The organism is Streptomyces sp. S4.7 (assembly GCF_010384365.1).
Lineage (GTDB): Bacteria > Actinomycetota > Actinomycetes > Streptomycetales > Streptomycetaceae > Streptomyces.
Window position 1 is genome coordinate 6,797,314 of sequence record NZ_CP048397.1, and the last position, 20,591, is coordinate 6,817,904.

General features: G+C 72.1%; 21 protein-coding genes. 11 read left to right on the top strand and 10 right to left on the bottom strand.

Annotated features, from left to right (window positions below; translation table 11 throughout):
* Nucleotides 1-3 precede the first annotated feature (3 nt).
* Both SSPS47_RS30135 and SSPS47_RS30140 read left to right on the top strand, forming a co-directional pair.
* Nucleotides 4-930 (top strand): M23 family metallopeptidase, encoded by a 927-nt coding sequence (locus SSPS47_RS30135; protein ID WP_164253681.1) that lies wholly within the window; start codon nucleotides 4-6, stop codon nucleotides 928-930.
* A gap of 167 nt (nucleotides 931-1,097) precedes the next feature.
* Nucleotides 1,098-1,925, top strand: a complete 828-nt coding sequence (locus SSPS47_RS30140) for an SGNH/GDSL hydrolase family protein (RefSeq protein ID WP_164253682.1) — start codon at nucleotides 1,098-1,100, stop codon at nucleotides 1,923-1,925.
* Between the two features lie 21 nt (nucleotides 1,926-1,946).
* Here the strand turns inward: SSPS47_RS30140 and SSPS47_RS30145 are convergent, their stop codons facing one another.
* Genes SSPS47_RS30145 through SSPS47_RS30170 form a run of 6 tightly spaced genes read right to left on the bottom strand, consistent with a single transcriptional unit; the run spans nucleotide 1,947 to nucleotide 8,268 of the window.
* Nucleotides 1,947-2,792 carry an STM4011 family radical SAM protein gene (locus SSPS47_RS30145; RefSeq protein ID WP_164253683.1) on the bottom strand — a complete coding sequence of 282 codons (846 nt, stop codon included), beginning with the start codon at nucleotides 2,790-2,792 and terminating at the stop codon, nucleotides 1,947-1,949.
* A gap of 7 nt (nucleotides 2,793-2,799) precedes the next feature.
* Nucleotides 2,800-4,188 (bottom strand): STM4012 family radical SAM protein, encoded by a 1,389-nt coding sequence (locus SSPS47_RS30150; protein WP_164253684.1) that lies wholly within the window; start codon nucleotides 4,186-4,188, stop codon nucleotides 2,800-2,802.
* On the bottom strand, nucleotides 4,188-4,997 hold the full coding sequence (locus SSPS47_RS30155) for an STM4013/SEN3800 family hydrolase (protein WP_203558123.1): 810 nt from the start codon (nucleotides 4,995-4,997) through the stop codon (nucleotides 4,188-4,190). Before SSPS47_RS30155 ends, SSPS47_RS30150 begins: the two co-directional genes overlap by 1 nt.
* 43 nt (nucleotides 4,998-5,040) lie before the next feature.
* Nucleotides 5,041-6,360, bottom strand: a complete 1,320-nt coding sequence (locus tag SSPS47_RS30160) for an STM4014 family protein (protein WP_203557958.1) — start codon at nucleotides 6,358-6,360, stop codon at nucleotides 5,041-5,043.
* Nucleotides 6,341-7,324, bottom strand: coding sequence for an STM4015 family protein (locus tag SSPS47_RS30165; protein WP_164253686.1), 984 nt, complete (start codon nucleotides 7,322-7,324; stop codon nucleotides 6,341-6,343). Before SSPS47_RS30165 ends, SSPS47_RS30160 begins: the two co-directional genes overlap by 20 nt.
* On the bottom strand, nucleotides 7,321-8,268 hold the full coding sequence (locus tag SSPS47_RS30170) for an STM4015 family protein (RefSeq protein WP_164253687.1): 948 nt from the start codon (nucleotides 8,266-8,268) through the stop codon (nucleotides 7,321-7,323). The genes SSPS47_RS30165 and SSPS47_RS30170 overlap by 4 nt, the downstream gene beginning before the upstream one ends.
* Nucleotides 8,269-8,436: 168 nt before the next feature.
* Here SSPS47_RS30170 and SSPS47_RS30175 point away from each other — a divergent pair, with 168 nt between their 5' ends.
* Nucleotides 8,437-8,766 (top strand): hypothetical protein, encoded by a 330-nt coding sequence (locus SSPS47_RS30175; protein WP_164253688.1) that lies wholly within the window; start codon nucleotides 8,437-8,439, stop codon nucleotides 8,764-8,766.
* Between the two features lie 129 nt (nucleotides 8,767-8,895).
* Entirely contained in the window at nucleotides 8,896-9,897 is a 1,002-nt protein-coding gene (locus SSPS47_RS30180) for a DUF6745 domain-containing protein (protein WP_164253689.1), read from the top strand.
* Here the strand turns inward: SSPS47_RS30180 and SSPS47_RS30185 are convergent.
* The 3 genes from SSPS47_RS30185 to SSPS47_RS30195 form a co-directional block, all read right to left on the bottom strand.
* The gene (locus SSPS47_RS30185) at nucleotides 9,884-10,777 is read right to left on the bottom strand and encodes a PfkB family carbohydrate kinase (protein ID WP_164255182.1); all 894 of its coding nucleotides are present in this window, start codon (nucleotides 10,775-10,777) and stop codon (nucleotides 9,884-9,886) included. The genes SSPS47_RS30180 and SSPS47_RS30185 overlap by 14 nt on opposite strands.
* Before the next feature lie 180 nt (nucleotides 10,778-10,957).
* Entirely contained in the window at nucleotides 10,958-11,581 is a 624-nt protein-coding gene (locus SSPS47_RS30190; protein ID WP_164253690.1) for a TetR family transcriptional regulator C-terminal domain-containing protein, read from the bottom strand.
* 72 nt (nucleotides 11,582-11,653) lie between these two features.
* Nucleotides 11,654-12,835, bottom strand: a complete 1,182-nt coding sequence (locus SSPS47_RS30195) for a glutamate dehydrogenase (protein WP_164253691.1) — start codon at nucleotides 12,833-12,835, stop codon at nucleotides 11,654-11,656.
* A gap of 347 nt (nucleotides 12,836-13,182) precedes the next feature.
* Between SSPS47_RS30195 and SSPS47_RS30200 the strand changes: the two genes are divergently transcribed.
* Nucleotides 13,183-14,478, top strand: a complete 1,296-nt coding sequence (locus SSPS47_RS30200) for an MBL fold metallo-hydrolase (RefSeq protein ID WP_239065355.1) — start codon at nucleotides 13,183-13,185, stop codon at nucleotides 14,476-14,478.
* Between the two features lie 43 nt (nucleotides 14,479-14,521).
* Here the strand turns inward: SSPS47_RS30200 and SSPS47_RS30205 are convergent, their stop codons facing one another.
* The gene (locus tag SSPS47_RS30205) at nucleotides 14,522-15,313 is read right to left on the bottom strand and encodes a DeoR/GlpR family DNA-binding transcription regulator (protein ID WP_164253692.1); all 792 of its coding nucleotides are present in this window, start codon (nucleotides 15,311-15,313) and stop codon (nucleotides 14,522-14,524) included.
* 146 nt (nucleotides 15,314-15,459) lie between these two features.
* Between SSPS47_RS30205 and SSPS47_RS30210 the strand changes: the two genes are divergently transcribed.
* From SSPS47_RS30210 to SSPS47_RS30235, 6 genes are all read left to right on the top strand, one after another.
* Nucleotides 15,460-16,353: an SIS domain-containing protein gene (locus tag SSPS47_RS30210; RefSeq protein ID WP_164253693.1), complete on the top strand. Its 894-nt coding sequence runs from the start codon at nucleotides 15,460-15,462 to the stop codon at nucleotides 16,351-16,353.
* A gap of 324 nt (nucleotides 16,354-16,677) precedes the next feature.
* On the top strand, nucleotides 16,678-18,633 hold the full coding sequence (locus SSPS47_RS30215) for an ATP-binding protein (protein WP_164253694.1): 1,956 nt from the start codon (nucleotides 16,678-16,680) through the stop codon (nucleotides 18,631-18,633).
* A 6-nt stretch (nucleotides 18,634-18,639) separates the two neighbouring features.
* Nucleotides 18,640-19,077 (top strand): roadblock/LC7 domain-containing protein, encoded by a 438-nt coding sequence (locus SSPS47_RS30220; RefSeq protein ID WP_164253695.1) that lies wholly within the window; start codon nucleotides 18,640-18,642, stop codon nucleotides 19,075-19,077.
* Nucleotides 19,078-19,079: 2 nt separating this feature from the next.
* A complete protein-coding gene (locus SSPS47_RS30225; protein WP_164253696.1) occupies nucleotides 19,080-19,451 on the top strand; it encodes a DUF742 domain-containing protein in 372 nt (123 codons plus the stop codon).
* Nucleotides 19,429-20,055, top strand: coding sequence for an ATP/GTP-binding protein (locus SSPS47_RS30230; protein WP_164253697.1), 627 nt, complete (start codon nucleotides 19,429-19,431; stop codon nucleotides 20,053-20,055). Before SSPS47_RS30225 ends, SSPS47_RS30230 begins: the two co-directional genes overlap by 23 nt.
* Nucleotides 20,052-20,591: a GAF domain-containing protein gene (locus tag SSPS47_RS30235; protein WP_164253698.1), complete on the top strand. Its 540-nt coding sequence runs from the start codon at nucleotides 20,052-20,054 to the stop codon at nucleotides 20,589-20,591. The genes SSPS47_RS30230 and SSPS47_RS30235 overlap by 4 nt, the downstream gene beginning before the upstream one ends.

Consider the following 20,591-nt stretch of genomic DNA (forward strand, 5'->3'; position numbering starts at 1 on the left):
GCCATGCCCGGAAAGGGTAAGCACCGCCGTCCGAGGACCAACCCGATCACCCGCGGATTCGTCGCCGCCGGAACGGGTGGCGCCGCCATCGCAATTCCGCTCATCGGTGCCACCGGCGCGCACGCCGCCGAGCAGGCCGCCCCGTCCGTGGCGCCGGAGCGCACCGTGTCCGCCGCGCACGCCGCTCCCACCGCCCAGACGGCCAAGCAGGCCGCCACCGCCAAGACCGTGAAGACGTACTCGGTCAAGGCGGGCGACTACCTCGCCAAGGTCGCCGCGACGCAGAAGGTCAGCGGCGGCTGGCACAAGCTGTACAAGGACAACCGCGAGGCCGTCGGCGACGACCCGTCGCTGATCCACCCGGGTCTGAAGCTCACCATCGGCGCGAAGAGCAAGGCGTCCTCCGAGGGCAAGGCCGAGGCCACCCCGAAGAAGCCCGCCCCCGCGAAGCCCGCCCCGGCCGAGCCCGCCCCGAAGGCCGACACCACCTCGGCGAACGAGCCGGCGGCGCAGAGCAGCGGCTCCGGCTACACCGCGCCCGTCGACGGCGCGACCACCACCACCGCCTACCGCGCGGCGGGCGGCAGCTGGGCCAGCGGCTACCACACCGGTGTGGACTTCGCGGCTGCCTCGGGCACCACCGTCAAGGCGGTCGGCCCCGGTACCGTCGTCTCGGCCGGCTGGTCCGGGTCGTACGGCAACGAGGTCGTCATCCAGCACGACGACGGCCAGTACTCGCAGTACGCCCACCTGTCCTCGCTCGCCGTCTCGGCGGGCCAGACCGTCGCCGGCGGCGACCAGATCGGTCTCTCCGGTTCCACCGGCAACTCCACCGGCCCGCACCTGCACTTCGAGATCCGTACCGGCCCGAGTTACGGATCGGACGTCGACCCGCTGGCGTACCTGCGCGAGCACGGCGTTTCCATCTGACCGGTTCGACCTCACAGCAAATGGCCGTTGGCCGGCACCCCGGGTGCCGGCCAACGGCCATTCCCCTATTCCGGCTTGAACTAATTTTGACCGGTGGTGTTTCTCACCGGCGTCAACCCCTCCTTACGGTCGCGTAGGCCACATACGCGGGTGAAGGATGTTCCGCTGTGGCTGACGATTCGAGAAGAGAAACCAGAAGTCCCTTCGGGTCGTACGCCGCCATCGGTGACAGTTTCACCGAAGGCGTCGGCGATCCCGGTCCGGGCGGAGTCTTTGTCGGCTGGGCCGACCGGCTCGCCGTACTGCTCGCCGACCGGACACCCGACGGGGCGGCCGTCGACGACCCGGACCACGGGTCGTTCCGGTACGCCAATCTCGCCGTACGAGGACGGCTGCTCGACCAGATCGTGGCCGAGCAGATCCCGCGCGCCAAGCAACTCGCCCCGGACCTGGTGACGTTCTGCGCGGGCGGCAACGACATCATCCGGCCCGGCAGCGACCCCGACGACGTCGCCGAACGCTTCGAACGGGCGCTGGCGGACCTGACGAGCGTGGTCGGCACGGTCATGGTCCCGACCGGGTTCGACACCCGCGGCGTCCCGGTGCTGCGCCATCTGCGCGGCAAGATAGCCACGTTCACCGCGCACGTCCGCTCCATCGCCGACCGCTACGAATGCCCGGTCCTGGACCTGTGGTCCCTCCGGTCCGTCCAGGACCGCCGCGCCTGGGAGGGCGACCGGCTGCACCTGTCCCCGGAGGGCCACACCCGCGTGGCCCTGCGCGCGGCCCAGGTCCTCGGCCTCGACGTCCCGGCCGACCCCGACCAGCCGTGGCCGCCGCTGCCCCCGCGCGGCACGCTGGAGGTGCGCCGCGACGACATGCAGTGGGCGCGCGAATACCTCGTCCCCTGGATCGGCCGCCGCCTGCGCGGCGAGTCCTCCGGCGACCACACGGTCGCCAAGCGCCCGGACCTGCTGCCGCTGATGCGTCACTGACACCGCGTCACCAGCCACGCGTCACCGCGCGGCCGGTATCCGTTCCAGGACGCCGCCCGCGAACACGTCGTACAGCGGCAGTGTCTCCAGATGGACGTAGCCGATGTGGCAGTCGCAGGCCGCCAGCGGGCACGCCCGCGGTTTCAGGGCCGTGCGGTACGAGCCGTCGTAGAGGTTGCCCAGCTCCGCCGGGACGAAGTGGCAGCGACGGACCGTGCCTTCGCCGTCCACCGAGATCACCGATTCACCCGTCCGGCACGGGAGACCGGCCGAGCGGTGGGGGTGGCGGCTGTACGGGAACAGAGGATCGACCGACGTCCATTCGGCGGCCTCCGGGTCCGAATAGGTGCGGCCCTCCGCCGCGTTGACCCACAGATAGACATGTTCGGGGAGGTCGGCGCGGAGGCGGCGGGCCCGGTCGAGGTGGTCGGGGAAGCCCACGATGCCGACGCTGAAGCGGATGCCCGCGGCGCCCAGCTCACGGCACTTGGTGAGGAAGCGGTCGTACGGAGTCTGACCCGGGTGGTACGTGCACCACAGGGCCACCTTGGCCGGGTCCGCGGACTTCAGCCAGTCGGTGCGGCAGCTGAGGTTCGTCTGGATGGCGACCCGCGCGACGTGCGGGAGGTGGGAGAGGTCGGTGAGCGCGCGCCGGTACCAGGAGCGGGTGAGGCCCTCGCCCCACGGGGTGAACAGCACCGACAGCCGGTCGTCCGTCCGCTCCGCGGCCCAGGCCGTGAAGCGTTCCAGCGCGGCGCGGTCCGCGCGCAGTTGGTCCGGGCCGTCGCGGCGCTTGGCGAACGGGCAGTAGGGGCAGTCGTAGTCGCAGGACGCGAGGGGGCCGCGGTAGAGGATCGTCAGGTCCACGTCTGTCTCACTTCAGTTCGTACGACGCCATCGCCGCCCGGACGGCGGGGGAGAACAGCGCCGGACCCAGCGCGTCCGAGTGGGCCAGGCCCTCGGGCGAGAGCCGCAGCAGGCCGGGTCCGGCCTCCGCGTCGAGCCAGCCGAGCCCGGCGAAACGGTTCAGCTCGGCGGGGAAGTCCTCGTCGGGGCCGCTGCCGAACCGCTCGCGGTAGTCGGCCACCGCCATGCCCTCGGCCTGGAGCAGCGACTGGAGCAGATGACGCCGACGCGCCTCGTCCGCGTCGACCGCGCGCCCCACCTCGGCGCGGGAGAAGTCCTCGGTGGCCGTGTACGCGTCGATGATCGTGCGTATCTCGCGCATCCCGACCGCGTAGTCGAAGGAGTAGTGCAGCTCCGAGGTGTACGAGCGGGCGCCGCAGCCGAGGCCGATCATGCCGTCGGTCTGGCACGCGTAGTCGTCCGCACCTTCGCGCGGCGCGCCCGGCAGCCGGAACATCCGCATCGACACCTGCTCGTAGCCCTGGGCGAGGAGATGGTCCCGCCCCTGGCGGTACAGCTCCAGCCGCTGGGCGTCCCAGCCGGCCTCGCTCGGGTGGGCGCGCCTGCCGAGCGGGGTCAACGGCCGGGCGTACAGCGGGTAGAGATACAGCTCTTCGGGCCGCCAGGCGAGCGCCGCGTCGAGCGAGAGCCGCCAGGACCGGGGTGTCTGGCCGTCGATGCCGTAGATGAGGTCGATGTTGAGGACCGGGATCCGCGCGTCCCGGATCCGGCCGAGGGCCGCCTCGACGTCGGACCGCCGCTGCGGGCGCACCGCCGCCCTCGCCTCCTCCTCGACGAAGCTCTGCACGCCGATGCTCAGCCGCGTCGCCCCCCGGTCGGCCAGCACCGACAGCCGGTCGGCCGTCGCGGTCGACGGCGACGTCTCGACGGAGAGCGGACCGGCCCGCAGATCGGCGCCCATCCGCTTCTCGGCGATGTCGCACAGCCGCTCGAGCTCGCCGGCCGTGAGGAAGGTGGGCGTGCCGCCGCCGAAGGCCGCCGCCGCGAAGCGCACCGCGCCCGCGTCGCCGTTCGTGTCCCTGTCCGTGCCCGGAGCGGGGTCCGCGTGCAGGGCGTCGGCGACGGCCGTCGCCTGCCGGTCAAGCGCGTCCAGATAGCGGGTCGTCAGTTCGCCGGGCGCGCCGATCCGCGTGAAGAGATTGCAGAAGCCGCAGCGCACCTCGCAGAACGGGATGTGCAGATAGAGCGAGAGCGCGTCCTTGCGCTCACCCGCCCACAGCGCGCTCAGGGCCGGACGGTCGGCGAGCGGGCGGTACGCCGTCTTGTGCGGATACGCGTAGACGTAACTCTCGTACGGGCGCGGCGCGAGGATGGTGGTGCTGGTCGGGTCGGTCATCAAGGTGCCCCAGGTTCCAGGAAGAAATGGGCGTACGGCACGGTCCAGACGGACTCGTGGCCCAGGCGGTGGCCGCTCCACCCGTCGTCACCGTAGGCCGTGCCGTGGTCGGAACAGACGATCGTGAAGCAGCGGCGCCGGCTGCTCGCCGCGGCGAACAGCCGCCCGATGTGCCGGTCGACGTATTCGAGCGCGGCGGCGTGCGTCTCCCGCGAGTCCCCCGCCGCACGGGTGGCGCCGGGCAGATGGAACCAGTTCGGCTGGTGCAGCGAGGGCACATTGACGAAGAGGAACAGCCGCTGAGCGGCGGGCAGGTCCGCCACGACCTCCTCCGCCCGAGCCACCTGCGACTCGAACGACGTCGGCGACGCCACCCCGAACTCCGGCGCCCAGTGGCTCTCCTGGAACATCCCCGGCAGTACGGAACCGAGCGCGCCGCGCTTGTTGAAGAAACCGACACCCCCGATGCACACCGTGCGGTACCCGGCGCCCGCGAGACCGGACACCAGGTCGGGCGTGTCGAAGACGAACGTCCTGTCGGCCGTGGACTCGCTCCCCTCGAACCGCGCCGCGAAGAGCCGCGGATGCGGCCCCGGCGCCGCGGGCGTCGGCAGGAAACCGGCGAACATCGCCTGGTGCGAGGCGTAGGTGAAGCTGCCGGGAGCGTGCCGCTCCTCCCAGCGTCCACCCGGCAGATGACGCGCGAGATTCGGCAGCCGGCCCGCCTCGGCCAGCTCGGCCGCCACATCGAAACGCAGCGTGTCGAGCGTGACCAGCAGCAGGTCGTCATGGCCGACGACACGGCTCATGTCGGGGAGCTCGGCGGCGGCGAGGCCGGCGTCGATTCCGGTCTCAGATTCGGGCATGGTGCTCCCGCCCCGCGAGATCCGTGGCCCCGGCCCCGGAACTGGCCGCGGTCCCGGCATCAGCACCGGCGTCGGCGCGGCCGTCGGTACCGGTCCCGGTCCCGGCATTGGTCCCGGCATTGGTCCCGGCACCGGCGGCGGCGCGGCCGTCGGCCCGCGCGCCACGCCGGCGGTCGCCCGCCGGCAGAGCCGCGAGCTGCGCACCGTAGGTGTCCAGGCCCTCCGCGCCGCTCCCCGGCAGTCCGGTGAGACCCGGCAGCAGATCACCGAAGGCGTTGACCTCGCCGACGGCGAAGCGGCGCCAGCCGGTCGCGGGCAGCAGGTCCACCCCCACGCAGTGCGTGCCGGGGAAGCACGCGGCAGCCCGCTCGCAGATCTCCAGCGCGGCGGCCCAGCTCCGGCCGCCCCCGGCCGCTTCGGCCGCCTCCCGCGCCGCGTTCAGATCGCCGCGGGCCCCGCCGAGATGCAGATTGGTCATGGGCGACGAACTGGTCCGTACGACCGCGTGCGTCGCGCGGCCCGCGACAACCACCACCCGCAGATCGGCCGCCCGGCCGTGCTGCGTGGCCTTCGGCAGCCACCGCTCGACGTGCAGCCCGTCCGGGGCCAGCGCGTCGACGATCGCCGCCACCTCGTGCTCGGTGGTCAGGCGCCGCACCCGCAGCGAGTTGAACAGCCGCCCCGAGGCGTCGCGTTCGACCGATGTCGTCGCCCGCACCCGCCCGGGACCGGCGGTCTCGACCGCCAGCACCCCGGAAGCCGACGACCCGTGGGCGAGCTTGACGAACGCCCGGCGCATTCCGGGACCGTCCATCAGCGCGCGTACGTCGTCCCAGCCCCGCACGGCCGGGGCACGGGACCCCGAGGTCGGCGACGGGGGCACGGGCACGTCGGCCAGGTCCAGCACCCCGTGGCACAGCCGCTTGTCGAAGAGCACCGCCAGATCGTCGGGCTCGTCGAGGAGATCGGCCCCGGCCTCCCGTACAGCGCGGCCCAACTCCCGTACGGCGGAGGTGAACCGCTCGTACCAGACGGCCGTGCCCTCCACCCGGGTGGCGTCCTCCGTGCCCCGCAGCAGCCGCTCCACCGCCGCGTCCTCGCCCGGTGACTCGACCCGTACGACCTCACCCGGCCGGAACTCGGCACGCCCGCCCAGCACATCGAGCCAGGCCACCTCACGGGCCGGCGGCAGGCCCGCCGCCCGGACAGCGTCCTGGAACAGGCCGACACGCCGGTTGGCCGGGTTGCCGACGACCGCCAGGGCGGGCCCCGGGCGCGGCCCGGAGCTACTCGGAGACGGCGACATAACGCCACTCGTCGTCGTCGGTACCGTGGCTGTAGTCCATCGCCGACCCCAGCTCCAGCCGCACGCCGTGCGGCCCCAGAGCATCCTCGATCCGCCCGATCCAGGGCTTCGAGACGAAGTGATGCTTCAGGTCGAGCTTCTTGAGATGGGTGAGCGGCTGGCCGGCGAGGAGCGCCTCGGCCCCCTCGTCGGTGAGCGTGCCCATGGACAGGGCCAGCGAGTGGAGCCCGGCGACGACCGGCGCCGCGGCCACGGCGCCCGCGATCTCGTCCTGGATCTCGCTGTTCTGGAGCCCCAGATGGCGCAGCAGCGGGAACCGGCCGCCGTCGAGGAGCGGCGCCAGATCGGCGACGGTCGCGTTGCCGCCGTACTCGTCGACGCCCAGCCACAGCTCCAGATGCTCCAGCGCGGGCAGTTCGCTCGCGCCGACGGCCCGCACGACGGCCCCCGGCAGCCCGCCCGACTCGAAACGCAGGACCCGCAGCCGGTCGTGCTTCACCGGCCTCAGCCGCATGTCACCGTCCCTGTACGTGTCGCCGCAGCCCCGCACCCCGAACTCCTCCAGCAGCGGGAACGCCTCGATCGCCGGGGTGATGTCGTTGATCCGCAGCCACGACACCTCGCACTCCTCGCCGACCACGTCCGCCAGGAACAGCGCGCGCAGGGCGGGGAACCGCGCCGCGTCGGCGACGATCAGCTCCAGGACGGGCCTCAGCTCCGAGTACTCGCCGATCCACCAGGGGCCGATGACCAGCGCGCGCACACGCTCGGTGTCCACGACATCCGTGAACCGCCGCCACAGCCTGGCGAACGGCCACTCGTCGTCCCACGCGCAGTCCAGCCGCCATGCGACGGCGTCGGGCTCGGGCAGCGTCCCCGGCGCCGGGGTCTCGTCGTGCGCAAGCGTGAGGACGGGCAGCCCGTGGAACTCGTCGATGTGGTCGATCCCGTCCGGGCCCGTCATTCCGCCACCGCCGTGTAGCGCGACTCGTCGTCCCTCGCGGACTCGCGCTCGGAGAGGTCCACGACCACCCCGGCGGGCTCCAGCGTCTCGCGGAGCCGCTTCTCCATCGGCTCGCTCAGATAGTGGTGGTGCAGATCGAGCTTCTTCAGGTGCGTGAGCGGCTGCCCGCCGAGGAGCGCCTCCGCGCCCTCGTCCCCGAGGGTGCCCATCGACAGGTCGAGCGTCTCCAGGCGGGCCACGACCGGCGCTCCCGCCAGCGCCGCGGCTATCTCGTCCTGGATCTCGCTGTTCCGCAGGGCCAGCGACTTCAGCGCGGGCAGCCGGGCCCCGGTGAGGAACGGATCCAGGTCCGCCACGATCGTGTTCGCCCCGTACCAGGAAACCCCCAGCCAGATGTCCAGGCGTTCGAGCGACGGCAGTTCGGCCGCACCGATGTCACGCACCACCCCGGCGTCCAGACCGCCCGTCTCGACGGTCAGCGAGCGTAGCCCGTCGTGCTTGATGCCCGCCATGTCCAGCCCCTGGCCGCCGCGCACTCCGAACGAGTGGAGCTGCGGGAAGGCGTTGATCAGCGGGCCCATCGCCGCCTGGTTGATCCAGGAGATCTCGCACTCCTCGTAGGTGATGTCACCGACGAACAGCGCCCGCAGCGAGGGAAGCCGGTCGCTCGCCGCGATGAGGGCGGCTGTCAGCTCGTCCGGCGCGGTCTCGTACGCCTCGCTCCAGGCGCCCACGATCAGCGCGCGGACCCGGGTGGGGTCGACGGCGGCGAGGAAGCGGGCGAACGCCTCCTCCCACTCCTCCTCGCTGTCGTACGCGTCGACGCCGACACGCCAGGCCACCGACCCCGCGTCGGGGAGCTCCGCCTTCGGTTCGGCTTCGGCGTCGGGGAAGTCGAACGCGGGCAGGCCGTCCAACTCCTGCAGGTGGTTCGAAACGGTCATGGCGATTGCTCCAGACACCGGGCGTCGGCGTTGATCGGGTTGATGCTGGGAGAAGTTGTAACAGGCCCCACTGACAACTCCGTTCCGGGGCGGGGCCCGTTGTCGGACCCACCGTCTAGCGTCGTTCACAGGTCGGCGCACTCGGCGCCGCCGATCGAGGGGAGAGCCATGTACCGGCAGGGAGACGTGCTCATCGTGCCCGTCGCTGAGGAGAGCGTGCCGTCCGGCATCACCGAGGCGCGGAGCGAGCCGAGGGACGCGCGGGGCCGCCTCGTCCTGGCACTGGGCGAGGTCACGGGACACGCCCACGCGGTGACGGGCCCCGGCATGCTCGTCCGCGAGACCGGAGGTGAGTTCGGGCCGATGCTGCTCCATCTGCCCGAGGGCGGCCGGGTGGTGCACGAGGAGCACGCGATGATTTCGCTGCCCAAGGGGTGGTTCCGCGTGGTGCGCCAGCGCGAGTACCTGCCGGGCGCGGTGCGCGTGGTCGCCGACTGAGGACGGACGGGGGAACACGGCGAACAGCACGGCGCAAGCGCAGAGCAGTGCACGGCAGGGCAGAGCAGTGCACGGCAGGGCAGAGCAGTGCACGGGACGACAGTGACAACAGGGGACGGGGCTTCAGACATGCAGCAGCTGGAAAAGTGGCGGGGCGTAGCGGCGGCGACAGGGGCGGCCGTCCGGCCGGCGGCCGAGGCGGGGATACGGCTCGCCTACCGCACGGCAGGACTGGCCGAGCCGGAGCGGATCGTCTGGGCGGACTCACCGCTCGCCGGACTGACCACCGTCCGGTCCCTCACGGACCAGGGCAGATCGGTCCGTGACGAGGTGCGCACCAAGCCGTGGGCCGAGGAACGGCGGCGTATCCACGACGAGTTGGGCCCGGCCGGCTGGGCCGAGTGGTGGGGCGCCACCGGCGCCAGGCTGTGGGACACCACCCGCGCGCTCGCCGAGCGGATCCGCTCCGGCATCACCGACGCGCCCACGACGGACCCGGCGGATCTGCCCGGGACACGTCAGCTGCTGCTCGACGCGGTCCTCGGCCAGCACGACGCCGCGTGGCTCGCCGCGTTCGACGGCCGGGGCGAGCGCCTGGCGGGGCTCGCCGAGGTGGCGGCCCACGCCGGCTGGTGGTGGCCGTACGAGAAGGTGACGGTGGTCTGTGAACGCCCGGTGGAGCTGCACCGCGACGAGGCGGGACGGCTCGACCGCGGCGACGGCCCGGCCCTGGCGTACCCGGACGGCTTCGCCCTCTACGCGTGGCGCGGTATGCCGGTCCCGGCCGACTTCCTCGCCGAGCTCACCACGCTCGACCCCACACGGATCCGGACCGAGGAGAACGCGGAACTGCGCCGCGTGATGCTGGAGCACTACGGCTACGACCGTTATCTCGCCGAATCCGGCGCCGAGCCGATCGGCAAGGACGAGACCGGAATCCTGTGGCGGATAGCGCTCGACGACGACGAGGACGTCGTGATGGTCGAGGTCGTCAACTCCACCCCGGAACCCGACGGTACGAGCCGCACCTACTGGCTGCGGGTGCCGCCGAACACCCGCACCGCCAAGGAGGGCGTCGCCTGGACGTTCGGCCTCGACGCCCAGGCGTACGAACCGCTCAGGCAGACCTGACGGGACGGACCCCCGACAGCAGCGCCTCGGAGGTGATCAGTGACGAACTGCCCTCCACCGTGCACGCGTAGGCGCCCGCGACCGCGCCGAGGCGTGCGCAGTCGTCCAGGTCCCGCCCGGCCAACTGGCCGTAGAGAAAGCCGGAGGCGTACGCGTCGCCCGCGCCGTTGGAGTCCACCACCGGTGCGGGCGGGACGGTCGCCGGGATCGGCCGGGGCGTGCGGCTGCCCTCGCGGGTCAGCAGATACGACCCGCCGGCTCCCGCGGTGGCCACCACCGCCTGCGCCCTGCCCTCACGCAGGATCTCCCGCATCACCGGCGCTATGCGCTCACGCGCACCGGCGGCGCTGAGGAAGACGAGATCCGCGCGGTAGGCGAACTCCCGGTGATAGGCGTCCACCCCGTCCCAGTCGTGCAGGTCGGTCGAGACCGGGACCCCCTGCTCGACGATGTCGTCCAGCAGGAAACGGGTGAAGTTCGTCAGCGAGACATGGACGCGGCGGGCCCGCCGGAGGTGCGGCAGGTAGAACTCGCGCGGCATCCGCAGGTCTTCCGGATCGCGCCCGTCGTAGAAGGACATCCTGCGGCCCGTCTTCTCGACGAGATTGACCGCGCGGCGCGTGCCCGCGGGCGAGATCAGCCCTTCGAAGTCGACCCCGCCCTTCGCGAGGTGCTCGCGGACCTGACCACCCGTCCAGTCGTCACCGATGAAGTCGAGGAATTTGACGTTCAGTCCGAGGGCCTGACAGCCCAGGGCCACATTGCCGCCGGTCTGCCCCGGCCATTCACGGATCGGCCCGACACCGATCGCGTCGGCGAGCGGGACGGGAAGCGAGTCGACACGGACCACGGTGTCAACGCCGCTGCCGCCGACGACCAGCACGTCGAGGTCCGGCTCGGCTTCCGGACCGGCCCCCGACCCATCGTGCTCGACGTCCGGGTGTTCGGTCTGCTGCTGCGCCACAGTCTCCACCTTCGTTCCGGATTCCGGATGTCCGCCACAGTACGGCCGTGGTGGCTCCGGCGGGCGGGGCGGGTGTCCGTCATCCGGCGGGGCAGGTCACGACGGGCCGCCGGCGGTGAGGACCGCCCGGTCGACGCCCAGTTCACGTGCGAGCGCCTCGTCCGACCACTCCAGCAGGGTGGTGCGGGTCAGCGATCCCGCGTAGGACGTCATCTGCACCGCGAGGCCGTCCAGCAGCGCGGTCAGCCGCCAGGCCGTCGCCACCGGGTCCGCACAGCGGAACTCCCCGGCATCGACGCCCTCGGTGATGACGGCGGCGAGGGCCGACTTCCACTGCTGGTCGAGTTCGCTCGCCACCTCGTGCAGCGCGGGCTCGCGCGGCGCCGCCGCCCATCCCTCGATCCACAGCCGCCATCCCTTGGCCTCGCCGGTCGGCGTGTACCAGCGGGTCGCGGCGTGGAGCCTGCGCAGCACGCTGGTACGGCGGCCGAGCAACTCCCGCAACTGCGCCAGGTCTTCCTCCGCGGCGTACCGGAAGGCGGCGGCGAGAAGCTTCTCCTTCGTGGAGAAGTGGTACAGCACCAGGGCGTTGCTCACCCCGAGGACGGCGGCGACATCCGCGATGCGCACGGCCGCCACCCCCCGTGTCTGTATCTGCTCGATCGCGGCGCGCAGCAGGTCCTCGCGTCGCTCCTCCACACTCAGCCTTACTCTCGCCACAACTGAACCCTAACCCCAGCCGGTTGACAGAAACCGCGGGCCTGTACACCGGCCGCCGCCGGTACCGGCCGGTCAGCGGTAGTGGCCGAACCGCTCGGCGATCAGGGCCAGTCGGTCTGCGGCGATCGCGTGCGCCGCGGTCCTGGGGGTCGTCCCTCCGGCCTCCGCACGCGCCAGCGTCAGCTCCGTCAGCGCGCGCGTGGAGCGGCGCGTATGGGTGAAGGCCTCGTCCGCGTCGGCACCGATGTCGCCGAAGAGGGTCCACCACCACCAGGCGTTCGTGCCGGAGTTGACGACGACGTCCGGCAGCACCGTGATCCCACGAGCCGCCAGCAGCTCCTCCGCCTGGGCCAGGACGGGCATGTTCGCCGCCTCGACGATCCAACGGGCCGTGATCAGCGCCTGGTTGGTGGCGTCGATCGCGTACGAGACGGCAGCCGGCACCAGGATCTCGGCGTCCGCCGACAGCCAGGCGTCACCCGGCAGTTCCCGGTCGCCGGGCCGCAGCACCGCGCGGTCCACGGTCCCGAACGGGTCACGCGCGGCCAGCAGCGACTCGACGTCCAGGCCGTCCGGACAGGCGATGGTCCCCTTGACGTCCGCCACGGCCACGATCTTGAGCCCGGCCCGCGACAGGAACCGCGCGGTCGCCCCGCCCATCGTCCCCAGTCCCTGTACGGAGACCCGTGTCCCGTCGTGCGGCACCCCCGCCCGGTCGAGCGCGGTGAGCGCGGACTCGGCGACGCCACAGCCCCCGGCGAGTTCGTCGAGGCCGATGCCGTCGACGTCCACCGCGAAGGCGTCGGCGAGACGCCGGCGCGCCGCCCGCTCGTCGTCCAGGAGCGGATGGATCGCCTGAACGGTCGAGACGAGCCCCGCCTCGGCGGCGGCCCTGTCGATCAGGTCCTGGGTCAGTCCCAGGTCCTCGCCCGTGGTCCAGACGGTCTCGATGTACGGCCGGACGGCGCGCAGGTAGCGGACGAGGACGCCGTACGCCGCCGGGTCCCGTGGATCGCAGTCGATACCGCCCTTGGCCCCGCCGAGCGGGATGTAGCGCACCGACGGGTCGGCGTCGTAGTGCAGGGCCTCTTTCATGGTCATGCCGCGGGCGAGCCCGGTCACCTCGTCCAAAGAGCAGCCGGCGCGCATCCGGAGTCCGCCGCTGGAGACGCCGCGCACGAGCCGGTCGACGACCAGGTACCCCTTGCGGCCGGTCACGTCGTCGCTCCAGGTCAGCGATATCAGGGGGGACATTGGTGCCTCCAGGCACGACGGCAGACCATGGGGGAGCTGCAACTGAATGGATGGTCAGTGTCGGGAGCCCGGTGTGTGGCTGTCAAAGAGATCGCGGGCGCCGGGCGGGCCGGGGGTCGCTGCCGGGCGCTTGTCCGGCGGTGACCGGGTGGCCGGATTTCATCGGTCGGTGACCGCGCGGGGGAATCCACGAGATCGTCCGGACGTTGCATCAGCGTGCCCCGGACGGCACAACCGGCGTGGCACTCCGGTCCGATAAACCGCCCATAATGGGATGAACCGAACCTTCAGGAGATGCAGTGAACGGCGCCGGCTCCCCACCCTCACTCCGCTCCCGGCTGCGCTCGATGCGGTCCGAGGCCTTCGGGGCCGACTCGGCCGGCGAACGCCTGGAGCGGATCCACCGCTCCCCGAACTTCGCCGACGGTGTCTTCCAGAACCCGGAGGGCACCGCCAGAACCAGACCGTCCGGCTCCATGGTGGAGCTGTCGAAGGTCTACCTCCGTAAGGAGGCGCGGGTCCGCCGCGCGCCGGCCAGTCCCATCCCCGTCCACCGGGACACCCTCGCCGACCTCGCCGTACCGCCTGCCTCCGGGCTGCGGCTGACCTGGATGGGCCATTCCAGCGTCCTCGCCGAGATCGACGGCCGTCGCGTGCTCTTCGATCCGGTCTGGGGCGAGCGCTGCTCGCCCTTCTCCTTCGCCGGGCCGAAGCGGCTGCACCCCGTGCCCGTCTCCCTCGCCGCACTCGGGCCGGTCGATGTCGTCGTCATCTCGCACGACCACTACGACCACCTCGATCTGCCGACGATCAAGGGGTTCGCCTCCACGGACACCGTCTTCGCGGTGCCGCTGGGCGTCGGCGCCCATCTGGAGCACTGGGGCGTGCCCGCGGCGCGCCTGCGCGAGCTGGACTGGAACGAGACCGCCGAGGTGGCGGGCATCTCCTTCACCGCGACCCCCGCGCGGCACTTCTGCGGCCGCGGTCTGCGCAACCAGCAGCACACCCTCTGGGCGTCCTGGGCCGTCGCGGGGCCGGAGCACCGCATCTACCACAGCGGCGACACCGGTTACTTCTCCGGCTTCCGCGACATCGGTGCCGCGCACGGCCCCTTCGACGCCACGATGATCCAGATCGGCGCCTACAGCGAATACTGGCCGGACATCCACATGACCCCCGCCGAGGGGCTGCGCGCGCACCTCGACCTCCAGCGGGGCGAGCCGTCCGGCGTGATGCTCCCGATCCACTGGGGCACCTTCAACCTCGCCCCGCACCCGTGGGCCGAGCCCGGCGAGGGCACGGTCACCGCCGCGGCGGAGGCGGGCGTACGGATCGCCCTGCCGCGTCCGGGCGAGTCCTACGAGCCGACGCTGACCGACACCATCCCGGGCGCCCCGTGGTGGCGCTCGGTCGCCGTCCCGCCTGCAGGCGGCTGGCCGGAGGCGGTCCCGGCCGGGGAGAAGGCCTCGGTTTCGGCCACAGCCGCATCCGGGGCGGCATCCCCCACGACCGCCGCCTCCGCGTCGGGTTCGGACTCCGCCGCGCCGGGCCAGGCCACGGGGGCGAGCGGCCCGACCACCGGGACGGAGACCGGTCCCGCCACCGGCGCGGGGTCCGCGCCCTCCGCCCAGAGCGCGCCGTAACGCGGCTGGTGGCGTGCGCCTGACGAGGCGCACGCCACGGGCCTCAGACCTGGACGACCGTCACACCCCGCTCCTCGAACTGCTTCGCCTGTTCGGGGGCGCCGGTGTCCGTGATCAGTGTGCCGATGGCCTCCGTCGGACAGATCCGCGCGAAGGCAAGCGTGCCCAGCTTCGTACTGTCCGCCACCACCACGAGCCTGCGCGCACGTTCGGCGAGCAGCGCGTTGATGCTCGCCTCGTGTTCGCTGCGCGCGCTCGCCCCCGCCTCCGCGTCGACGGCGTCGGCGCCGATGAAGGCGATGTCCAGACTCACCTCGCCCAGGATGTGTCTGGCCAGCGGCCCCACGAGTTCGTACGACTGGGGCATGGCCACCCCGCCCGTGGTCACGATCTTGATGTGCGGGCGCACGGCCAGTTCATGGGCGATGTTGAGCGCGTTGGTCACGAGGGTGACGGCGGGCTCCCCACCCCTGTTCGAAGCGTCGGTCAGATCGCCCCGCGTGGCGACCGCGCGTGCGACCTCGGCCGTCGTCGTACCGCCGTTGAGCCCGATCACCATGCCCCGGTACACCAGCGCGGCGGCGGCGTGGCCGATGCGCTGCTTCTCCGCCGACCGCCCCACCGACTTGTAGCGGGGTGGCAGCCCGTACGAGACGGAGTGCGCGACCGCCCCGCCCCGGGTGCGGGTGAGCAACTGCTGCTCGGCGAGATGGTCGAGGTCCCTGCGTACGGTCGCCGCCGACACCGACAGCTCGGCGGCGACGTCGTCCACGTCCAACCGGCCCCGCTCGGCGAGAAGTTCGAGCAGGTTGTTGTGCCGTTCGTACCGGTTCACCGCATCTCCTTCGCCGCGCTTCGGATCATTCAAGCACCTTCGAGTGCCTCGGAGCCTCGGCGATCTCTGCTTGAAGGTGCTCGAAACCCTCCTCTAGCATGCATGAACAAGCATTTAGCCGGAGAGAACGAGAGTGGAGAGCCGACGTGACCTTTGTCCAGAAGGAACTGGCCAGCCAGCCCGCGAGCTGGAGCCGGGCGGCGGAGCTGGCCGAGGGCCTGCGCGGCTCGGGACAGCTCCCCGAGGCCGGTGAGCGCACGGCGGTCGTCGGCTGCGGCACCTCGTACTACATGGCCCAGGCGTACGCGGCGCTCAGGGAGGGGGCGGGACAGGGGGAGACCGACGCCTTCGCCGCGTCCGAATTCCCGGCCGGCCGCCGGTACGACCGCGTGGTGGCCCTGACCCGGTCCGGTACCACCACGGAGGTGCTTCAGCTGCTGGCTGCCGCACGCGGCGCATCCGCCCGGACGACCGCGATCACCGCCGACCCCCGGACGCCGATCCGCTCGGCCGCCGACGACCTGGTCGTGCTCGGCTTCGCCGACGAACAGTCCGTCGTGCAGACCCGGTTCGCCACGACCGCCCTCACCCTGCTCCGCGCCCACCTCGGCCTGCACACCGAATCGGTGGTCGCCGACGCGGAGCGCGCCGTGGCGGAGCCGCTGCCCGAAGGGATCACCGACTGCTCGCAGTTCACGTTCCTCGGGCAGGGCTGGACCGTCGGACTGGCCAACGAGGGTGCGCTCAAGATGCGGGAGGCGGCGCTCGCCTGGACGGAGTCCTACCCCGCGATGGAGTACCGGCACGGCCCCATCAGCATCACCACCGAGGGCACCGCGACCTGGCTGCTCGGCCCCGCGCCCGACGGCCTCGCCGAGCAGGTCGGCGCGACCGGCGGACGGTGGGTGGCCGGTGAACTCGACCCGCTGGCCGAGCTCGTACGGATCCAGCGCCTCGCCCTCGCGCTCGCCGACGCGCGAGGGCTCGACCCCGACCGGCCGCGCCATCTCACCCGTTCGGTGATTCTCGCCGACGGATAGCCCGGCAGGAGACACGGCCGAGCGGCCGTGGGGCGCCGGGCGGACGAGGGCCGGAGGCGTGGGCAACTGCTCCCACCCTCAGTGCGATTGCACTGTTTCGGACTGTTGTGCGATGACTCATACCAGAGCGGGATGCTCTGTGGGCAAGTTCGTCAACTGCCCGCCGAAACTGACTATTCGCCAACTACCGTGTGTGCTCGGTGATCAACGCTGGGCTTCTTCCGCATGTCCGCCCGTCGTTACGCCGGCGACCGCGCACCACACGGCCGCACCACACAGCCGCAGAACGCCGAAGGCCTGGGGCCCCACGTACCGAGGACGCTGATGTCTCAACTTCGCGCACCCGCCGCGCGACCCGACCGCCGAGAAGGCGGCCGGCACGGCCGACCGGGCACCCGTACGCCCTCGGCCAAGGCCTCGCCGGCCAGAGGCCCGGCCTTACCCGAGCCCCCCGCACCGGCGCCGCCCGAAGCCGGTATGCGCCCCCAACTCCTGCGCGCCGCCGTGGTGCCGACCGTCATAGCCACGCTCGGCGGCCTGCTCGCCGTGCTCGTCACCGTCCGCTCGGGCGGGATGGCGCCGACCCCCGAGATCTGGGCCGCCGTCGTCGGTACCGTGCTGACCGGCGTCCTCGCGGCAACGGCCGCCGCCGTCGGTGCCGACCGGATCGCCAGATCCGTGCACGACCGTTCCCACGCGCTGCGCCGGTCGAGCGCCGGCGCCCAGGCCGACCTGCGCGCGGTGGTGGAACAGCTGCGCCGCGGCGAGGGCCCGCCACCACGGCGACCGCTCCCCGCGAAACAACCCGTCGGCGACGAACTGGACCTGCTCGCACACGAACTGGAGCGCTCACAGGAGCAGGCGGTCGCGGCCGTCGTCCAGGCGTCCCGGCTGTCGAGCGGCGTCGGCAACGAACAGAAGGTCGAGGTCTTCGTCAACCTCGCCCGCCGTCTCCAGTCGCTGGTGCACCGGGAGATCCAGCTCCTGGACGAACTGGAGAACAAGGTCGAGGACCCGGACCTGCTGAAAGGTCTCTTCCAGGTCGACCATCTCGCCACCCGCATCCGCAGGCACGCCGAGAATCTCGCCGTACTCGGCGGGGCCATCTCGCGCCGCCAGTGGAGCCGGCCGGTCACACTGACCGAGGTGCTGCGCTCGGCCGTGGCGGAGGTCGAGCAGTATCCACGGGTCAAACTCGTGCCACCCGTCAACGGCACCCTGCGCGGGCACGCCGTCGCCGATGTCGTCCACCTGTTGGCCGAACTCGTCGAGAACGCCACCCTGTCCTCGGCGCCGCACACCCAAGTCCTGCTCCGCGCGCAGCAGGTCACCGCCGGACTGGCCATCGAGGTCGAGGACCGCGGGCTCGGCATGCCCGCCGACGAGCAGAAGCGCATGAACGCCCTGCTCGCCGACCCCGACCCCGACCAGGTCAATGTGGCCCATCTCCTCCAGGACGGACGCATCGGACTGTTCGTGGTCTCGGCCCTCGCCCGGCGGCACGGCATCGCCGTCCGGCTGCACGCCAACATCTACGGCGGGACCCAGGCCGTACTCGTGCTGCCGCAGGCGTTGCTGGGCGTCGACGGCGACGGATCGGGGCAGGCCGACGGCCAGGTCCCGGGGGTGCCCATGGCAGGGTCCCCGCCGGCGCCTCCGCCGGTGAACTCGAACGGGCATGCGCCCCCGCCCACGCCGGCGCCCGCACCACCGCCCGTACCCGCCCAGGTGTACGAGGCGCGGCTCGGCGCCGCAAGCCCGGCGAGCCCCGCGAAGGAGGCCCGGCAGCGCCCTTCGCACCGCCGGACCTCGGGTCGCCGACCGCTGCCCGTACGAGGTGAGCGTGCCACGCCCGACGAAACGCCGACCGGCCCCACCGCGCGGCCCCGGCCCCCCGAACCGGATCAACACCCGCGACGGGAAGAGTCGTTTCTGCCGGAAGGCTCGGTCCTGCCCCCGCCCGGACCCGAGTTCCTGCCGGTGACGGACGGCCCCTCCGTACCCGGCGCCGTGCGCGGCACCATGGACCGGCCCCAGCTGCCCAGGCGCCGCAGCCAGGAGCACCTCGTCCCCCAGTTGCGGGACGCGCCCGCCCCGCCCCGCGACGACGAACAGGCGCTCCACGACCCCGGTCTGATGGCCGCCTTCCAGCGCGGCATCGGCCTCGCCGAGGCCCAGCCCGCCAGGGACCACGTGCCCGGCCCCGGGCCCGCGCCCGCCCCCGCGACGGAACTGCCGGACCCGCCACGCGCAGTCCGGGACAACCCCTCCAAGGAGTAGATCACCATGGCGAGCGATGCGCCGACAGGCCACGTCTCCGACCTCGACTGGCCGCTCAGCGGCCTGGTCCAACGGGTGCCCCACACCCGCAGCGCGGTACTCCTCTCCTCCGACGGACTCGTCAGATCGGTCCACGGCCTCGACCCCGACAGCGCCGACCACATGGCCGCTCTCGCGTCCGGCCTCTACTCACTCGGCCGCAGCGCCGGCGCTCGCTTCGGGGACAGCAGCGAGGTGCGCCAGGTGGTGGTGGAACTGGACTCCACCCTGCTCTTCGTCTCGACGGCGGGTTCCGGCACCTGCCTGGCCGTACTCGCCGGACGCGAGGCGGACGCCGCCGTCCTCGGCTACGAGATGGCGATGCTGGTCAAGAGCGTCAGGCCGTATCTGGCGACGCCGGTCAGGCAGGCGGCCGGCACCGCATCGAGCGTCACGGGGCAGTGACCGTGACGGTCCCGGCGGACGGGCCGTGGCTGGACGACGCGGCGGGCCGGCTCATCCGCCCGTACACGGTCAGCGGCGGCCGGACCCGCCCGACGGCGGAGCTCGATCTGATGTCGCTGGTCATGGCCACGGGAGCCACGAGCCAGACGTATCTCGGACCCGAGCACAGCGAGGCGCTCACCCTCTGCCACGGGCCGACGTCCGTGGCGGAGATCGCCGGGTATCTGCGGCTGCCCGCCGTCGTCACCAAGATCCTGCTGTCCGACCTGATGGACAGCGGCGCGGTCACGGTCCGGCCACCCCACAACTTCGACAATCCCAGCGACTGTTCCCTTCTGGAGGCAGTACTCGATGGTCTACGACGACAGCTCTGACTCCTTCCCCACCCCGTTTCCCACCGCGCTCAAGGTCCTGGTGGCCGGTGGCTTCGGGGTGGGCAAGACGACATTCGTGGGAGCGGTCAGCGAGATCGCGCCGCTGAGCACCGAGGAACTGCTGACACAGGTCGGGGCCGAGACGGACGATCTGACGGGTGTCGAGCTGAAGACCTTTACCACGGTCGCCATGGACTTCGGCCGCATAACGCTCGACGAGCGGCACGTCCTCTATCTCTTCGGCACGCCCGGCCAGGAGCGCTTCTGGTTCATGTGGGACGAACTCTGCCGGGGCGCCCTCGGCGCGATCGTCCTGGCCGACACACGGCGGCTGGAGAACTCCTTCTCCGCCGTGGACTTCTTCGAGCAGCGCGGCATCGGCTTCATCGTCGCGGTCAACGAGTTCGACAGCAGCTTCCGATACGACCCGGAGGAGGTACGGGCGGCGATCGACCTCAGGCCGGACGTCCCCGTCGTGATATGCGACGCGCGCATCGCCAGTTCCGGGATCCGGACACTGGTCACGCTCGTCCAGCACCTGCTCACCGCCGCACCGGCCGCCGTCGCGAGCGGAGTCGGTCCGGACGACGGGATGCCGATATGAGGTACGACCCCATCGGGCGGCTGCTGCTCACCCCCGTCGACCGGGACGCGCCCGACCGGGTGCGGCGGCTGCGCCTGCTCGGCGTCGGCGAACGGCCCGAGCCGGTCTTCGACGGCTTCGCGCTGCATCTCGCCCAGCTCGCCGGGACGCCGTACGCGATGGTCAACTTCATAGCCGAGGAACGGCAGTTCTACGCGGGACTGCACGCTCCGGCACCCGGAACTGAACGCTCCAGGGACCGGGACCACGGCTACTGCCCCCATGTGGTGGTACGCCGCAAGGCCCTCGTGCTGGAGGACGTACGGGACTTTTCGAGGTTCGCGGGCAATGCCGTCGTCGACGAGACCGGCCTGCGCTCCTACCTGGGCGTGCCGCTCATCGACCGCACCGGTATCGCGCTCGGCACCGTCTGCGTCGCGGACACCCGGCCCCGGCACTGGGGGAGAGCCGGCCTGGAGACCGTCAAGTCGCTGGCGGCCGAGCTGTCCGAGCGGATACGCCGAAGAGAGGACGGCGGATCGACCCACCCGGGCTGA

What these genes read in the sequence shown, in the direction of transcription:
- SSPS47_RS30180 (WP_164253689.1), top strand. Translation starts at nt 8,896, where the DNA reads ATGCAGCAGCTGGAAAAGTGGCGGGGCGTAGCGGCGGCGACAGGGGCG.
- SSPS47_RS30170 (WP_164253687.1), bottom strand. Translation starts at nt 8,268, where the DNA reads ATGACCGTTTCGAACCACCTGCAGGAGTTGGACGGCCTGCCCGCGTTC.
- SSPS47_RS30230 (WP_164253697.1), top strand. Translation starts at nt 19,429, where the DNA reads ATGGTCTACGACGACAGCTCTGACTCCTTCCCCACCCCGTTTCCCACC.
- SSPS47_RS30235 (WP_164253698.1), top strand. Translation starts at nt 20,052, where the DNA reads ATGAGGTACGACCCCATCGGGCGGCTGCTGCTCACCCCCGTCGACCGG.
- SSPS47_RS30215 (WP_164253694.1), top strand. Translation starts at nt 16,678, where the DNA reads ATGTCTCAACTTCGCGCACCCGCCGCGCGACCCGACCGCCGAGAAGGC.
- SSPS47_RS30150 (WP_164253684.1), bottom strand. Translation starts at nt 4,188, where the DNA reads ATGACCGACCCGACCAGCACCACCATCCTCGCGCCGCGCCCGTACGAG.
- SSPS47_RS30200 (WP_239065355.1), top strand. Translation starts at nt 13,183, where the DNA reads ATGCGGTCCGAGGCCTTCGGGGCCGACTCGGCCGGCGAACGCCTGGAG.
- SSPS47_RS30135 (WP_164253681.1), top strand. Translation starts at nt 4, where the DNA reads ATGCCCGGAAAGGGTAAGCACCGCCGTCCGAGGACCAACCCGATCACC.
- SSPS47_RS30220 (WP_164253695.1), top strand. Translation starts at nt 18,640, where the DNA reads ATGGCGAGCGATGCGCCGACAGGCCACGTCTCCGACCTCGACTGGCCG.
- SSPS47_RS30195 (WP_164253691.1), bottom strand. Translation starts at nt 12,835, where the DNA reads ATGTCCCCCCTGATATCGCTGACCTGGAGCGACGACGTGACCGGCCGC.
- SSPS47_RS30155 (WP_203558123.1), bottom strand. Translation starts at nt 4,997, where the DNA reads ATGAGCCGTGTCGTCGGCCATGACGACCTGCTGCTGGTCACGCTCGAC.
- SSPS47_RS30160 (WP_203557958.1), bottom strand. Translation starts at nt 6,360, where the DNA reads ATGTCGCCGTCTCCGAGTAGCTCCGGGCCGCGCCCGGGGCCCGCCCTG.
- SSPS47_RS30165 (WP_164253686.1), bottom strand. Translation starts at nt 7,324, where the DNA reads ATGACGGGCCCGGACGGGATCGACCACATCGACGAGTTCCACGGGCTG.
- SSPS47_RS30175 (WP_164253688.1), top strand. Translation starts at nt 8,437, where the DNA reads ATGTACCGGCAGGGAGACGTGCTCATCGTGCCCGTCGCTGAGGAGAGC.